Here is a 16,886-nt window from a genome sequence, read left to right as displayed (position 1 = left end):
TCAGTATTGGTATTCATCGACTTAGCTAAAGCCACTGGATAATAAATTTAGCTAAATGGACTAACGAAGTACTCATGTTGTCTGGCACTGTCAGACAAAAAAATACCCCAGTCAAGGCTGGGGTATTGTAGCGATTTATAAATTATTTGGAAGTGTCACAGTTATGACTCAACAACATTAACTCACGCAGTGCCACCGAGAACTTAGCAAAGTCGTGACTCTGCGATGTCTTAAACTCGGTAAGCATTTGCTGCCAACGGTGTAACAAGCCAGCTTGCTTGTCCATCCATTGCTCAATTTGCTCATCAATATCACTGTCGTCACCATCAAAGCTATGCAATACCACTTCCGATAGCGAGCGCTGTTGCCAATCGAGCTCTTCTCGGTAAGACGCACGTGCTAGTGCTTGCCAATGGTTAGCCACTGGTTGCGCTGTGATTTGATCTAAGAACCAATGTAAGCCCATGTTCGAACCAAGTTTAAAGTAGGTATTAGACACCACTGAAATCTTACGGCCCGAGCTATGCGCTACTTCTGCCAAATCCATCACTGAGAACAAGCTTGATAACGACACAATGCGCAGCGCTAATTCAGCAGGCACGCCTTGGTTTTCAAGGTCGCGTGCTTTATCAATGATTTGTTCGCTTTCTTCAGCAACCATATAGTTGTGCAAGTTAGCGCTCAAGTCTTTGAATGTTGGCGCGAAGAAGTCAATGGTTTGCTCAATGCTGAGTGACTTATCACGGTGGCGCAAGAACCAGCGCGTAGAACGGCGAACCGTACGACGAAGCTGATACAACATTTCCGTTTGCACCGCTGCTGGGATCTTATTATCAAGGGCCGAAATGGCTCCCCACGTTTCCTTCATGTCAAAAATCGCGCTGGCAATGCTGTAGCTGATGGCGATTTCTGCATCACTGGCACCGGTTTCTTCATGCATACGGATCATAAAGTTGAGACCCATATCATTGACGATGTTGTTGGCCAACTTGGTTGCAATGATCTCTTTACGCAGTGGATGGTTATCCATCGCGGCATTAAAGCGTTCACGTAGTGGCATTGGGAAAGACTTCACCAATAACTGACGGTAGTATGGGTTCTCAGTGATCTCATCCACCACTAGGGTTTCTTTTAGCACCATTTTTGAGTAAGAAACCAGTACCGAAAGCTCCGGACGAGTTAAATCTTCACCTGCGGCTGCACGCTCTGATAATTCTTCGTCAGATGGTAAAAACTCGATATTACGGTCCAGTTTACCTTCTTTTTCAAGTGCATGAATAAAGCGCACTTTTTCTTTCAGTGTGGCTGCACCTTTGGACTTGGTTACCGATAAAGTGTGGGTTTGACGGTAACAATCTTTCAGTACTAGTTCAGAGACTTCGTCGGTCATGGCATAGAGCAACTCATCACGTTGCTTCTTAGTCAGATCGCCCTCAGCAACTAGGCCGTTAAGTAAGATCTTGATATTAACTTCGTTATCCGAACAGGCAACGCCACCAACGTTATCAATAAAGTCGGTGTTTATACGGCCACCTTTAGAGGCGAATTCAATACGACCAAGCTGAGTCGCACCTAGGTTGCCCCCTTCGCCAAAGATTTTCGCGCCCATTTCGCCGCCATTGATACGCAATGCATCATTAGCGCGGTCGCCCACTTCCGCATCGGTTTCACTGGCTGATTTAATGTAGGTACCAATACCGCCATTCCATAATAAGTCCACCGGCATTTTCAGTAGTGCGCGGATCAGCTCATTAGGCGTCATACTGGACTTTTTAGTGCCGATCATTTTCTTAATTTCGGCGGTTAGGGTAATGGCTTTGGCAGCACGAGAGAATACCCCACCCCCTTGCGAAATAAGCTCTTTGTTATAATCTTCCCAACTTGAGCGCGGCAGATTAAATAAGCGTTCACGCTCGGCATACGAAGAAGCCGCATCTGGGTTTGGATCGATAAAGATGTGCATATGGTTAAATGCCGCTTGTAAGCGAATATGCTTAGACAACAACATACCGTTACCAAATACGTCACCACCCATGTCACCAATACCAACAGCGGTAAAGTCAGTGCTCTGACAGTCGATGTCCATCTCACGGAAATGACGTTTAACCGATTCCCATGCCCCTTTCGCCGTGATCCCCATTTTCTTGTGGTCATAACCAATCGAACCACCTGATGCAAAGGCATCACCAAGCCAGAAATTGTAAGAGTCGGCAATGCCGTTAGCAATATCTGAGAACGTCGCTGTGCCTTTATCCGCCGCGACAACCAAGTAAGGGTCATCTTCATCGTGACGAACAACATCGGTTGGCGGCACAATGTCACCGTGAATGATGTTGTCGGTAATGTCTAACAGACCACGGATAAAGATCTTGTAGCATTCTTGGCCTTCTTTAAAGAAAGCTTCACGCTCACTTGGCAACTGTTTACAAACAAAGCCACCTTTCGAGCCTACCGGCACAATCACGGTGTTTTTTACTTGTTGTGCTTTTACCAGACCTAGCACCTCGGTACGGAAGTCTTCACGGCGGTCAGACCAACGTAAACCACCACGTGCAACTTTACCACCACGTAGGTGAACACCTTCGATACGAGGTGAGTAAACGAAGATTTCAAACGCCGGCAGCGGCAATGGCATATCTGGAACCGCACTCGGTTGAATCTTAAACGAGGTATAGGTTTTATTGCTGCCATCTTGTTCTTTTTGGAAGAAGTTGGTGCGCAGCGTGGCGTTGATCATATCAACGTAAAGACGGATGATACGGTCATCATCTAGGTTAGCGACGTTTTCTAATTCATGATGAATGGCGTCGACTAATTTGGTTAAGGTTTTCTCGCTGGCAACTTTATTTGGCTTGAACTTTTTGACAAACAAATCAACGATCATCGCCGCAATATGCGGGTAACGATCAAACGTGTTTTCAATATACGATTGCGAGAAAGTAACACCAATTTGGCGCATGTATTTTGCGTAAGCTCGCAATATCGACGCTTCACGACCAGTCAGGCCACCTAAAAGCACTAAACGGTTAAAGCCGTCATTTTCTAGGCGATTATTCCACACATTGGTCAGTGCTGCGCGGAAGCGTGCTGAGATTTTATCAAAATCCGTTGCCCCTTTGCTGTCGATCAGCATAGAGAAGTCCATGATCCAGTTCACTTGGCCATCGGTGGTTTTCACTTCATACGGCGTTTCTCCAATCACACGCAGACCAAAGTTTTCAAGCATTGGCATCACGTCTGATAAGTGAATAGGCTCATCTTTATGGAACAAGCTTAAGCGTACTTGCTGCGAGCTGGCTTCTTCTTGCGGACGATAAAATAGCATTTCTAGCTTGTTTTCATCGTTTAACAGTTCCAACTTCTCAATATCGACTACCGCAGCGCTAGGTAGTACTTGATCGCGATACGCGTGCTGGAAAGCATTGGCATATTTACGATTGAGCTCGTTGCCACGTGACTCGCCATTTTTCTCAAGTAGCGCGGCTTGTAGTTTGTCGCCCCAAGTACGGGCAGCTTCTACCAAATTATTTTCAATATCTTTCACGTTATAATCTATATTGTTGTCATCAACACGGACAATGTAATGGGTACGTGCCAGCGTTGATTCTGAGAAGAAGGTGGTGAACTCCACTTTTTCATTGGAGTTAAATGCACGTGCTAACAGCTGTTGTGTCTCGCGACGTAGTGCGGTGTTGTAGCGCTCTCTTGGTACATACACCATGCAAGAGAAAAAGCGACCATAAACATCCTTACGCACAAATAAGCGACACATATCGCGCTCTTGGGTTTGCAGAACGCCCATTGCCACTTCCAGCAGCTCGCCTTCACGGGCTTGCACTAATTCATCACGTGGATAGGTTTCCAGGATATTCAATACCGCTTTATAAGCGTGAGTGCCTTTAGCAAAATCGCATTGCTCCATAATGCGGTTGATTTTGCTTTTCAGAACCGGCACATCGGCTGCGCTGTTGTTGTAGAAGCTAGAGGAGAACAAACCAATGAAACGGTCTTCACCCACCACGTTGCCTTTATCGTCAAAACGCTTAATGCCGACATAATCAATATAGGCAGGACGGTGAACGCGGGATAAAGAATTGGTTTTGGTTAGGATCAATAAATTATGACTGCGGGCTTCTTTGCGCGCCACTTCAGGCAGCTCAGACAGTAAGCGAGTATGATCATCGCCTGAGTTTTTCATTAACCCTAGGCTGGTGCCTTCAACTGGCTTTAATTCGTAGTCGCCTTTTACTGGGTTGAGATCATACTGGCGATAGCCCATAAAGGTAAAGTTATCGCTGACCAGCCAGTCTAAGAACTCAACCGCCTCGTCCACTTCTGCTTTCGAACAGCTGTAGTGGCGCTTAGGGAGTTCTTTGCTGACACTGACTAAACGGTCACGGATTGGTTTCCAGTCGGCCACGGCCACAGATACGTCATTTAATACTGACTCGAGCTCGGCTTTGAACTCGGCAATCGCCTTGTTATCCGTTTGTCTGTCGATTTCAATGAAGAAAACGGTTTTTGTTGACGTCGATTGCTGTTCTGCTTTTAGGTTTGATAACGCCGTGATGTGACCGTCATCGTTTCGTTTTAATTTTAGCGGAGAGTGCAATAATAGGTGAGAGACTATGTTTTTGCGATTCATCGCCATGCGCACGGAATCGACCAAAAACGGCATATCTTTAGCTATGATCTCGACGATTGTATGCGATGATTGCCATCCATCTTTTGCCACTTCTGGATTAAATACACGAATGACTGCATCATCCGAGGTGTTTTTTTCCAGCGAGTTCCAAAGGCTCAATGCTGCGCCATATAGGTCACTGTCGTTACGGAGTGCCAAATCCTCTTTAGACATGTTGCTGTACAAGGTTTTGGCAAACGTTTCGACTAGTGACACTTTGTCAGCATGGACTTTTTTGTGGATGAGCTTGCAGACGTTATCTAGGATAACTGAAGCTGTGCCTTCATTTTGTGTCATTATGTGTTCCTTAATCTATACCACCTTTGAACGGTAGATTATTTGTACAGCTGTTTATTAGCGTGGAGTCAGGTAAATTCTAACCTTTCTGACGCTAATAAACAGCCTTTTTGGCGAAAACATTTCAAGCTTTTCAGCTGTTTGCTGTTCTATTCACAAAAAATAGATATTAATCGCCAATACCAAATAAAAAGGAGCACATTTATTCACATTATTTTTTCTGGTCAGACCAGATCAGCGTTCCAATTGCTGGTAAAAGCAACACAGCACCCAGCATATTGACCAAGAACATGAAGGTTAATAGTATCCCCATATCAACCTGGAACTTCAGCGCAGAGAAAATCCACGTGCTCACACCAATTGCTAAGGTGATCCCCGTAAACAGTACCGCGCTTCCTCGTTCAGCCAATGCATTTCTGTATGCAACTGACAGCGGCATACCTTGTTTTAGCTGTCCCATCATAGAGGATAGAATATAAATGCCATAATCGACACCTATACCCACACCTAACGCAATAACGGGTAAGGTGGATACCGTTAAGCCAATCTCTAGTTGCACCATTAATGCTTGTGCCAGTGTTGATACAATATACAGCGGCAACACCACAGCAATGGTTGCTTTTACGCTTCTGAAGCTGATTAAGCACAGCAAGATGACCGCCCCATAGACATAGATCATCATCGGAACTTGTGCTGCCGACACCGACTCATTTGTTGCAGCCATCACACCAATGGGGCCAGAGGCAAGACGAAATGCCACTTTATCGGTGCCTTCTTCCTCAGCAAAGGTTTTGATTTTCGACACCACCAAATCAATGGATTCCGCTTTATGGTCTTCCATAAAGATCACGATGGGCATCACGGAACAGTCGCCATTTAACAGCCCAGTGCTGGTTTCTACCCGCGAAGTTGCCTGCACTAAAGAAGCGCTGTTTCTTGGTAGCGTTTGCCATTTTAAGTTGCCTTCGTTATATCCTGCATTCACCGACTGTGCCACCGAGCTTAACGACACGGCTGACTGCACACTAGGTAAATTCTCTACTCGCCATTGGAAGCGGCTGATCCTATCCATGGTATCGTGATCAGTACAGGCGGCTGGGAATGCCTCAACAATCACTTTGAGAATGTCTGAGGAGATGGAATAGCGGTCTGAAATCAAAAAAGTATCTTGATTGTATCGGGCATCTTGATGCAGAGCCGGCGCTCCGGCATGAAGGTCACCAATGCGCATCTTATCGGCTTGCCAGTAGCCAAGCGCAAATAACACCACGCTGACCAGCAGAATAACCCGAGCGACTTTTTTATCGGTGGTTTTAACTAATGCCTCACGCACGCTTTCAAACACGCTGTGACTGGTGTTTTTACCATCCCCTATGCGTCGCATTTTTGCGGAGTCAAAGAAGGAAGCTAAAACAGGGAGTAGCACTAGGTTGGTGAAAATGATCACCGCCACCCCTAAACTTGCCGTAATGGCCAGCTCACGAATGATGCCAATATCAATGGCAAGTAAGGTTAAAAAACCCACAGTGTCGGACAGTAGCGCGATGCCGCCAGGGATTAATAACGCCTTAAAGCTGGCTTCAGCGGCCACCTTACAGCTCACGCCTTCAGCCACCTTTTTGCCAATGGCATTAATCATCTGAACGCCATGGCTAACACCAATGGCAAAGACTAAGAAAGGCACCAAAATCGACATCGGGTCAACACCAAAGCCTAGGGTGCTAAGCAAACCCATCTGCCAAATAACAGCAATAAAGGAACAAGCAATAGGCAACAGAGTTAGCTTAAAGCTTTTACAGAACATCCACACCATGACGAACGTGAAGGCGATGGCTAGGGCAAAAAATAGCACCACACCTTTGGCGCCATCGGCAATATCACCTGCCATTTTGGCAAAACCAATAATATGAATGCTGACTTTGTCTGTGCTTAATGGTTCGCGAATTTGGCTTTCTAGTTTTTCTGCAAACGCCAAGGTATCCAGTTTTTCTTGGGTTTGCGGATCGGTCTCCATTAACTGGGCACTGACCATGGCGCAGGAATAGTCACTGGCCACCATACGGCCAACGATTTTTGCTTTTTCAATGTTTTGTTTTACAACAGCAAGCCCTTGCTCGGTTGGCTCAAAGTTTGCCGGTATAATTGGCCCGCCGGCAAAACCATCTTCAACCACTTCGACAAAACGCGCGCTGGGGGCAAAGATTGAATTAACCAATGGGCGGTTAACCCCTGGAATAAAATAAAGTTGATCGTGTACCGCTTTTAACTGAGTGAAGAAGGCTTCATTAAAAATATCGCCATCGCGGTCACATACTGAAATTAAAATGCTGTTGGCGCCACCAAACTGCTCTTCGTGCTTGGTATACACTTTCATGTATTCGTGATTAAGCGGAATGTTTTTGTTGAACGAAGCGTCGAGCTGAATTTGAGTGGCTTTAAAGCCTAAAAACACAGTGGCCAACGCAAAGAAGGTCACTACGGTAATACGATGCCGAAAAATGGCATAAACGAGTTGATTTAAAAACGCTTGCATTATGGCTTAACCTCTACTTCCGCAATCCCCTGCTCAGTGGCCAGTATTAACTGCTCATCGTGTAATACCCCAGCCATGATGGACTGCCCATTTTTCATTTGAGTGGCACTTAGTTGGCCATTTTCTAGGCGGTAAATAACGCCACTATTGGCAAATAGGAAAGTACGCTCTGGAGCATTGAGAATGCTGTTTACCGTTGCCGAGTACGATGTCTCTAAGTGCTGCATCTCACCATCTTGCTGAACATAAATATTGCCTCTTAGCCCTGCGACCAAGAGTTCGTCGGCATTGCTTTTGGCAACAGCAAAGAATGAGCCACGATAAAACTGTGGTAGTCGTTGCCATGACTGGCCTTGGTCCTTACTGACAGCCACTAATCCCATTTCACCAACCAAATAGGTGTTCTCTGCGGCGAACAAAATACGGTTAAAGTGCGGCAAGATATAGGCGGTTTCTATTTCATAGGCTTCTGGGTCTTGCTCTTTTAAATCATTAAGATAGTCAACGTCATCGGGGTGGACAAATTCATTGATAAAGCGTTTTTGCCATGTTTGCCCGCCGTCCTTCGTTTCATAGAACATGCCATAGGCACCAATGGCGTAACCCCGCTGCTTGTCAATAAACTCTATATCTAAGCAGGGGCGCTCTAACTGTGGTAAATATTGTTGTAATTGCCAGCTTTTACCACCGTCGGTTGTTTTTATAATACTGGCATCATGGCCACACGCCCAGCCAAGCTCAGGGCTTTTAAATGTTACCGCGGTCAACAAGGATTGCACTGGTACCTCAGCTTGTTGCCATTGGGCTTGTTGTTTAGGTCGATAAATAATAGTGCCATGTTTACCTACTGCCACAATGGCATCGCCATTATCGGTAATATCAGTAAATAATGTTTGCTGTGGGTTTGCCACCATCAATGCTGGTTGCGGCGCATTTGCGTTATCGGCGTCCGCCATCGCAACCGGTGCCATGCAAATCATCGAGGCTGCTACTAACTTCTTCATCATGAGAAAACACTCGAGTTCTGAGAGGAATGGAGAAATGGGCTGGAGCCTAGGATGGCTCCAGCCTAAGATAGTCTATTAACGACGTCCCTCACGACGCAATGCGCCTTGGGTAAATTCGTTGTCGTTAAACGACTGGCTAAAGTCGTACATGTCTTCTTCGTTATCTAAACCAATGGCTAGGTAACGACGCGAGTTAAGATCGTAATACACGTCTAACGTACTCCAGTGCGTTGGCACTTCGTAGTAGTTAAGACCATGAGCCATGGCGACACGGTACATTTGGTCGCGGTTATCATAGATATCAGCAACGTGGATCTGCCAGCTGTCCTCATCAATGTAGAATACACGTTTCTTATAGATGTGACGTGTGCCCTCTTTCAGGTTCGCTTCCACTACCCAAACACGGTGCTTTTCATAACGCACTAGATCAGGGTTGATGTGACCGGCATGAAGAATGTCGTCATAACTGATTTCATCACTGTGCAACTTGTAGCTGTTGTAAGGGATGTACATCTCTTTTTTGCCCACTAGCTTCCAGTCGTAACGGTTAGGTGAGCCATTGAACATATCGAAGTCATCGGTTGTACGTAAGCTGTCTGACGCGGTTCCTGGTGCATCATACGCGACGTTTGGTGCACGCCTTACGCGACGTTGGCCAGTATTGTAAGTCCATGCTTGGCGTGGCGTTAGAATTTGGTCCATGGTTTCATGAACCAGTAACGCAGTACCCGCTAGACGAGCAGGCTCAGTGACCTTCTGCTTGAACTTGAACAGAATATTTGATTCTTGCAGTGCCTCTGGTGTGGCGTCTTTGGCCGAGTACTTAACCAATAACTTTTCATCAAAACCAATGACGTTATAAGCACCCGACTCAGTTGGCATCGCTTGACCGCCGTAGCGGGCAATTGAAAGACCACGGAAACGCAGCAAGTGGTTCCAAATCGCTTCTAGACCATTTTCTGGCACTGGAAACGGAATACCGATGGCCGTATTTTTAATCCCGTTACCACCTTCAATTAACTCTGCTGTTGTGGCGTATTTTTTTGTCGCTTCATACACGAACTCAGGATACGCAGCACTGCGGCGAGTTGGGTAAATGTTCATTTTGAACGTATCAGGATACGTTTCGAACATGGCAATTTGGCCTGGGCTTAAAAACTCTTTGTACTGATCCAGGTTTGATTTATCGATGGTGAATAGCACTTTGTCATCTGCATAAGGGTCTGGATGGTGCATTCCCGGCTCATAGCCTGCAGGCGGCTTAGTAATACCACCGGTCCACGCCGGAATACTGCCATCCTCATTGCCTGCCTTCTCGGCACCAATGGGTGTTAAGTCTTTGCCAAGGCGAGCGACTTCTTCGGCAGTCATTTTGGCCATCGCACTAGAGGCTGACATCATTGTTATTATTGTTGCTGCAATAACACTAGGTTTTCTAAACATATCGAAAGCCCTTAAATTGAATACTTGATATTAAATGAAACGAAGTCACGGTCGGCAAATGTATTGGTTTTACCACCACCCCAGAAGGTGTTGTAACCAAAGTCAAACGACCACTTATTGAGGTAGTTAAAGTTAAGGTTCAGCCCCAGTGACTTGCGATCTTCAATGAATAAGAACATTGGATCTGGTGTAATACCATTAACATCGTGAGAGAACACCACTTTTGGTGAGAAGTTTACGCCGCTAAATAGATTGTTGTACTGACCTTTAGCAATTAAACGGTAACCCCATGCAGACGCCGTCGGGAACGGGTTCACTTCAGGGCCATTTGAAACAGCTTGGTGCAATAAGCCGTAATCACGACCCGACAGTCCCTCAATCACGCCACTACGACCAGTACCGGCAACGTTTAAGCGCAGTTCGTCGTATTCTGGCATGTCTTTAATGGTAACCGCACCCACTTCACCAACCACAGCCCAGCTATCGGCGCCCAAAGATGGGCCAAATAGGTGTGTTGCTGTCATTTGTGCTTGAATGGTATCACGCAAAATGAAACCCTGCGCGACTTCACCTGGGTCGACGTAAGCTACGTCATCGCCTTGGCTTAGTTGAGATAAGCCAGCGAAGTCATCGCGGCGACCTGCAAGAGCAAGTTGCTCAACCATACCGGCATAAAGTAATTCAACGTCATCAATTTGCAGCGGCTCATCTTGACGGAATGACACTTCACCCGACAACGCCGTTTCACCGATTGCGGTGTTGAAGCTTAAACCATAAAGTTTAATGTCTTCAGGGTAGACAATCTGGCCTTGCGTGAACGCTTGTAGATTGGTGATGTTGTCTTCTGTGATTTGGTTACCAGCAATGTAAGCCAGGTCTGACATGATTGCTTGGTCAGTAAAGTTAGACGCCTTACCAGAAATATAAGGGCGACGGCTATGATAATTAATATAATACAGGCCGAATTCAGTGTCGTTTAGCTCTGGAGAGTAAATACCTAAACGTAAACCATATTGACCGCCGTCATCAGGCTCTGTTTTACCATTGTTGCCCTTGCCTTTTAGTGCCACTTTAGTTGGATAAGACAAGTACATAGACGCCGCGGCGCTGGCCACCGCTTGTTGCGTAGGTTCTACACCTTGGGCAACTAACATCGCCGCCGCATCAGTATATAAACTGTTTAATGCGTCAGTCAGGTGGTATAGGTCGATGTCTGGGTTAGAGGTAAAGCCCAACTGAATGTTCTGCATGTAGCCGCTTTCAGACGCAAAGTCATTGGTCGAGAAATAGCTACCTGACGCAGGTAGGCGGGTTTCATGCCAGTCATATTGATAGAAGCCTTCCAGGGTAATGTTATCAGTCAACACCATGGATGCCCATAACATGCCAACCGGAATAAACGCTTCTTTCACTTCAGAGCCCGGCGCTTTAAGACGATCAATATCAACTGGGTTGACGTTGATGCCGTGCGAGATAAGTGTACTTTCACCCCAGTTCACTACTTGTTGACCAAGGCGAATCGACAATGGGTTCATGCCATTGTTCAGATCAAAATCCGCCCATACAAAGGCATCGAGTAAACGCAGGTCAGAACATACTTGTTCACTGGTGTTGTCGTCTTCACAAGGGTCTACTTGGCGGCCTGAAACAGGGTTTTTGTACGCAAAGTCACCGTCTTCCATGGCAAAGTCATAAAAGTACATGAAACGGGTAAAGAGACCGAAGTTATCTTTGCTAATGCCAAGATCATGCGTGCCTTTGAGCAGTTGCGAGAAAGTATCACCAGAATCGAAGTTAAGGTTACCAGCATCACCATTGTTTGAATAAGCACCTGGTTGTGACCAAATTTGCGCTGAAGAATAAATGGTATTGCCAGTACTGGCTTTGTATCCTGTCCAATCGAATCGTGGATGATTACTTTTACCAATGTAATCAAAGTTGCGGTCTTCTACACGGATGCTTTGTCCGTAAGAAAACGTCGAATCGAATGTCACTTCAAATTCACCAACATCAAAGCTGGCAGCATGTACCGATGACGCGGCCATTCCCATTGCTGCCGCACTAAGACCGAGCATGATTTTGTTTTTCACAAAGAGCGATCTTTTTATCATTATATCTCCCCCTTTTGGCGGGTCATTTCTAGAGCCAACTGACTCTGAAGTTATTGTTTTTTGTTGTCTAAACATTAGAAGCGAAATAACGAAAATACAAATACTGCTCTACTAAATCAACGCATTTTCGCTTCTAGGGGCGCATTTTACTCTTGGTAAGACGTCCTACCAGATAATTTATAACACGTAATTTAAGCTTATAACAAACCCATTTAACAAAAATAAAATATGTTTTGCAGTTAGGTACGTTTAAATTACCTTTTCTAACGACAAAAACTTATTATTATCATCCAAAATAAGGCGAAAGCGTCCCCTTATGCCAATTGAAGAAATAAACCGGCGTAGGTGTTCAGCGGGAAAACGAATTGTTTTCCCGCCATCTTCAAGTACTTGCACAGAAGTGTAATGGCCATAGTAGTAGCCAAGACACTGCTTATAGCTGAGATCCATGTAAAAAAAGTACTCTTTCATCTAACATCATCGCTCCAGTGCTTTTACTACTTTTTCATACAAGTCGTCGCTGAGATTAGGCAAGTCGGCTAAACGCTGCAGCTGGGCACGCATAAGTTGCTGTCGAGTTAAGTCATAACGTTGCCATGCCATAAATGGCGTGATCATGCGCGAAGCGTTTTGCGGATTAATCTCATTAAGCTCTATCAGTAAATCGCCCAGTAATTGATAGCCCTTACCGTCAGCGCGATGGAACTGCCTCGGATTCGCGCGAGCGAAGCTGGCCACTAACGCGCGTACTCGGTTCGGGTTGCCTTTATCAAAACACGGGTGGCTATACAGTGATTGAATGTCAGTGATCACCGCTTCGTCATCAAAGCTGGCTCGAAGGGCAAACCACTTATCCATTACCAAGCTATCATGACGCCATTGACTATCAAATTGCTCAAACAAGCTGGGCATGGCATCGTGTTTCGCCGCAACAACGGCTTTTAACGCCGCTAACTTAGTGGTCATATTGCTGCTGGCAAATTGCTGTTCAATGGCGGCATTGACCATATTGGCATCGGTTTTAGCCAAGTAAAACAAGGCATTGTTTTTAAATGCCCGTACTGCAATGTCAGCGGCACTGAGACTGCCACTTTGTTCTAACGCTTGGTAAGCTTGCTCTAAACTCGACTGTAAGTGAGTGGCGATTTGTAGCTCAAATTGAGCAATAATATCATTGAGCTCATCAACAGGAACAACGTCAAAATGCGCGGCTAAGGTGTCAAAGGTCGGCAATGCCAGCAACTCAGCTAATAGCGCTAAATCTCCCGAGCGCGACTCAACTAGTGCCAATAAGGCATCCAATACGCCCTGCTCCAGCTTAGCTTCGCCTTTGGCAACCGCATGTTTTGCCGCCAAGATATAAGCCTGTTGCACCGCCTCCCAACGAGCGTAATCACTGCGCGCGTATTTTAGAATATGAATAAGCTCTGCAAACTGATACTCATAATTCAACTTAACTGGCGCCGAGAAATCTTCTAGTAATACTGGAATAGGCTTCTCTGCAACGTTTTCAAACACAAATGACTGCGTCATTTCGGTGATGTCTAAAGCGTGTTCTATTTCGCTGCCGTTGGTTTTCAGGGCAATGCTATTGCCAGCAGGGTCAAGTAGTTCTAACTTGAATGGGATATGCAGTGGAGCGCTCACTGGATCATTTGCCGCATGTTGCTGAGTGACGGTTAAGGTATAGCGCTGGGTTTGTTGACAGTGCTGGGTTTCAACCGTCAATGTTGGTGTACCAAACTGCTCGTACCAAAGCTTAAACTGAGTTAAGTCAGTACCTGAGGCATCCATCATGGCATTAACAAAGTCATCACAGGTGACCGCTTGGCCATCATGGCGCTGAAAATACAATTGCATGCCCTGTTGGAACTTCTCTTCACCTAACAAGGTGTGCATCATACGGATGACTTCTGCCCCTTTGTTATACACGGTGACAGTGTAGAAGTTGTTCATTTCGATCACTTGTTGCGGTCGAATTGGATGCGCCATTGGCCCGGCGTCTTCTGCAAATTGATGATTGCGCATCGCCATCACTGCATCAATGCGATTGAGTCCTCGGGAGCCCAGATCGCTACTAAATTCTTGATCGCGAAATACCGTTAACCCTTCTTTGAGGCTCAATTGGAACCAATCACGACACGTTACTCGGTTACCAGTCCAGTTGTGAAAATACTCATGTCCCACAATTGATTCAATAGTGTGAAAGTCCCTATCTGTGGCGGTTTCTTGACTGGCTAACACGCAAGCACTGTTAAACACATTAAGGCCTTTATTCTCCATGGCCCCCATGTTGAAAAAGTCAACAGCCACTATCATGTAAATGTCTAAGTCGTATTCCAGATTAAAGCGCTCTTCATCCCAAGCCATGGCCTTTTTCAAAGAGGTCATGGCATGCGGGGCCTTGTTTAAATTACCTTTGTCAACGTACAAGGCCAGCGCCACAGTACGACCCGACTTAGTAACATAGCTGTCTTCAAGCACATCAAAGTCACCAGCAACAAGAGCAAATAAATAGCTGGGCTTTTTATGGGGATCGTGCCATTTACTGAAGTGGCGACCATCTTCTAGATAGCCTTCAGCAACTTTATTACCATTGGACAATAAATGTTTAAATTTGCTTTCGGCAATAATCTCAACCGTGTAAGTGGTTAAGACATCGGGGCGGTCAAGGAAATAGGTGATTTTACGAAAGCCTTCGGCTTCGCACTGGGTGCAATACGCACCATCGGATAAGTACAGGCCTTCCAACGAGGTGTTAGTTTGCGGCGATAAGCGAGTGACAATTTTGAGCTCGAATGCAGCAGGTAACTCGGTCAAAGTAAGACTTTGTTCAGCCAATTGTGTATGCGGCCAAGCTTGGCCGTTTACTTCGCAGCTTACCAGCTCTAAATCTACGCCATCTAGGGTCAACTCCGTTGCGCCTTGCTGAGCCGTCATATTACTGACTGCCGTTACCAAGGTGTTTCTCGGACTGAGCTCAAAGGTAAGCGCTAAATCAGATACCGCATGACTAGGAGCTTGATAGTCGGCCAAGCGCTTGGCCTGTGGTTTATCGGTCATAATTATTCCTTACAAAAACGCCCCAACAAAATGGGGCGATTGAGAGACTTCATTATCGCCTATCCTATCTCACATTATAGGATACGCAACAGGGTATATTTAGTTCTGTTTTTCAGCTGTCATATGCGGTGGGTCAATTTTTAAAATTTTCACTCCAAGGTATGCATAAATGACCGCTAAAAACGGATTGATCAGATTGAAAAAGGCATACATAGCGTAATCAAATGGGTTAATTAGCAGGACGCTTTGCATATAGGCACCACAAGTATTCCACGGGATCAGCGGACTGGTGATGGTACCACCATCTTCGAGTGTGCGTGACAGGTTGACGCTTTTCAGGCCGCGCTTTTTATATTCTTCTTTAAACATACGCCCCGGCACCACAATGGCAATATACTGATCGGCCGCCACTAAGTTGGTACCGATACACGTAGCGATAGTAGAAGCGATAAGGGAGCCTGTGCTTTTCGCGATTTTAAGTATGCTGCGCACAAACACATCCAATAAGCCGGTTTTTTCCATAATGGCACCAAACATTAATGCCGTCATCACCAACCAAGTGGTGGTTAGCATCGATGACATTCCGCCACCGCTCAGTAAGTCGTCCATGTTGCTATCACCGGTTTGCAAGCTAAAGCCGTCAAAAAACGTTGCCCACACCAATTTTACTTGGCCGATAAGCTCACCTTGACTGCCATCAATTTGGCTTGCAATGAGCTCCCCTTGGAACAGCACCGCCCACACAGCCCCCATTACGGCACCAATTGAAATGGCTGGAAAAGCAGGCATTTTTTTAATCGCTAACGCCAATAACACAATAAGCGGCACCAACATCATGATGTTGATATTAAAATTGGCCTCAAGGATAGAAACGATTTCTTCTATGCGCCCCGCTTCACTGGATACCTCAGCGTTAAAGCCCATAAAAATAAAGATAATCAGCGCAATAATAAAGCTTGGTACCGTGGTCCAAAGCATGTGCTGAATGTGCTCAAATAAATCGCTGCCAGCGACCGCTGGAGCCAAATTAGTGGTTTCAGATAAGGGGCTTAGTTTGTCGCCAAAGTAAGCGCCAGAAATAACCGCCCCTGCCGTAACAACTTGATCTAAACCCAAACCAGTGGCAACTCCCAGCAAGGCAACACCAATGGTGGCTGCAGTAGTCCAAGAGCTACCAATGCTCATAGCCACAATGCCACATATTAAGCAGCTCGCCGCGTAAAACCAGCTGGGGTTGATAATCTGTAAGCCATAATAAATGAGTGTTGGTACAGTCCCCGATAACAGCCAAGTACCAATCAAGGCCCCGACCATAAGAAGAATAATAATGGCACCGAGTGAAATGGTGATCCCTTTGATCATTGCTTCTTCAAGGGTTTTCCAGGTATAGCCATTTTTCAAGCCGATTAAGGCTGCAGTGAAGGTTGCAAATAATAATGCAATTTGATTTGGGCCAGATGAAGAACTGTCACCATATAAGTAAACAGCGGCCCCAAGTAATGCCACCAACAACGAAATTGGAATTAAGGCATCGATAAATGACGGTTGTTTTTGTTGTTTCAAACGGATTACTCCCACGCACGACGACACATGCTTATAATTATTCTTAACGATACCGCGCACTGTTACTCTATCGGTAACTGTTACCGCATCATGTAAAGCGGCATTGGCTCAATTTGGTATCGATAATTGGATCTGCCAGATGATAGCAAAAATTGTAAAGTAAAAGTAATGAAAAAAGGCGCTTA

General features: G+C 45.7%; 8 protein-coding genes. All 8 read right to left on the bottom strand.

The annotated features are described in order from the left end of the window. Positions 1-142: 142 nt before the first annotated feature. The 8 genes from R3P39_RS05665 to nhaC all read right to left on the bottom strand — a co-directional run bounded on the left by R3P39_RS05665 (position 143) and on the right by nhaC (position 16,701). Complete coding sequence (locus R3P39_RS05665; protein ID WP_336566194.1) at positions 143-4,981, bottom strand: NAD-glutamate dehydrogenase; 4,839 nt, start codon at positions 4,979-4,981, stop codon at positions 143-145. Between the two features lie 211 nt (positions 4,982-5,192). Beyond that, positions 5,193-7,514, bottom strand: coding sequence for an efflux RND transporter permease subunit (locus R3P39_RS05660; RefSeq protein ID WP_336566193.1), 2,322 nt, complete (start codon positions 7,512-7,514; stop codon positions 5,193-5,195). Continuing rightward, on the bottom strand, positions 7,514-8,518 hold the full coding sequence (locus R3P39_RS05655; protein WP_336569245.1) for a WD40/YVTN/BNR-like repeat-containing protein: 1,005 nt from the start codon (positions 8,516-8,518) through the stop codon (positions 7,514-7,516). Before R3P39_RS05655 ends, R3P39_RS05660 begins: the two co-directional genes overlap by 1 nt. A gap of 78 nt (positions 8,519-8,596) precedes the next feature. After that, positions 8,597-9,964, bottom strand: a complete 1,368-nt coding sequence (locus R3P39_RS05650) for a DUF1329 domain-containing protein (protein WP_336566192.1) — start codon at positions 9,962-9,964, stop codon at positions 8,597-8,599. Positions 9,965-9,975: 11 nt separating this feature from the next. Beyond that, entirely contained in the window at positions 9,976-12,075 is a 2,100-nt protein-coding gene (locus R3P39_RS05645) for a DUF1302 domain-containing protein (protein WP_336566190.1), read from the bottom strand. A 249-nt stretch (positions 12,076-12,324) separates the two neighbouring features. Then, a complete protein-coding gene (locus tag R3P39_RS05640) occupies positions 12,325-12,546 on the bottom strand; it encodes a DUF2835 domain-containing protein (RefSeq protein WP_336566188.1) in 222 nt (73 codons plus the stop codon). Positions 12,547-12,552: 6 nt separating this feature from the next. After that, positions 12,553-15,138 carry an aminopeptidase N gene (gene pepN / locus R3P39_RS05635; protein ID WP_336566187.1) on the bottom strand — a complete coding sequence of 862 codons (2,586 nt, stop codon included), beginning with the start codon at positions 15,136-15,138 and terminating at the stop codon, positions 12,553-12,555. Between the two features lie 99 nt (positions 15,139-15,237). Then, a complete protein-coding gene (gene nhaC / locus R3P39_RS05630) occupies positions 15,238-16,701 on the bottom strand; it encodes a Na+/H+ antiporter NhaC (protein ID WP_336566186.1) in 1,464 nt (487 codons plus the stop codon). Positions 16,702-16,886: the final 185 nt, after the last annotated feature.

The sequence above is a fragment of the Pseudoalteromonas sp. UG3-2 genome, from assembly GCF_037120705.1.
In the GTDB taxonomy this organism is placed as follows: domain Bacteria; phylum Pseudomonadota; class Gammaproteobacteria; order Enterobacterales; family Alteromonadaceae; genus Pseudoalteromonas.
This window is presented reverse-complemented; position numbering and strand designations above follow the sequence as displayed.

Coding starts and splice junctions, on each gene's coding strand:
- R3P39_RS05660 (WP_336566193.1), bottom strand. CDS start 7,514: ATGCAAGCGTTTTTAAATCAACTCGTTTATGCCATTTTTCGGCATCGT.
- R3P39_RS05650 (WP_336566192.1), bottom strand. CDS start 9,964: ATGTTTAGAAAACCTAGTGTTATTGCAGCAACAATAATAACAATGATG.
- R3P39_RS05665 (WP_336566194.1), bottom strand. CDS start 4,981: ATGACACAAAATGAAGGCACAGCTTCAGTTATCCTAGATAACGTCTGC.
- R3P39_RS05640 (WP_336566188.1), bottom strand. CDS start 12,546: ATGAAAGAGTACTTTTTTTACATGGATCTCAGCTATAAGCAGTGTCTT.
- R3P39_RS05645 (WP_336566190.1), bottom strand. CDS start 12,075: ATGATAAAAAGATCGCTCTTTGTGAAAAACAAAATCATGCTCGGTCTT.
- R3P39_RS05655 (WP_336569245.1), bottom strand. CDS start 8,518: ATGAAGAAGTTAGTAGCAGCCTCGATGATTTGCATGGCACCGGTTGCG.
- pepN (WP_336566187.1), bottom strand. CDS start 15,138: ATGACCGATAAACCACAGGCCAAGCGCTTGGCCGACTATCAAGCTCCT.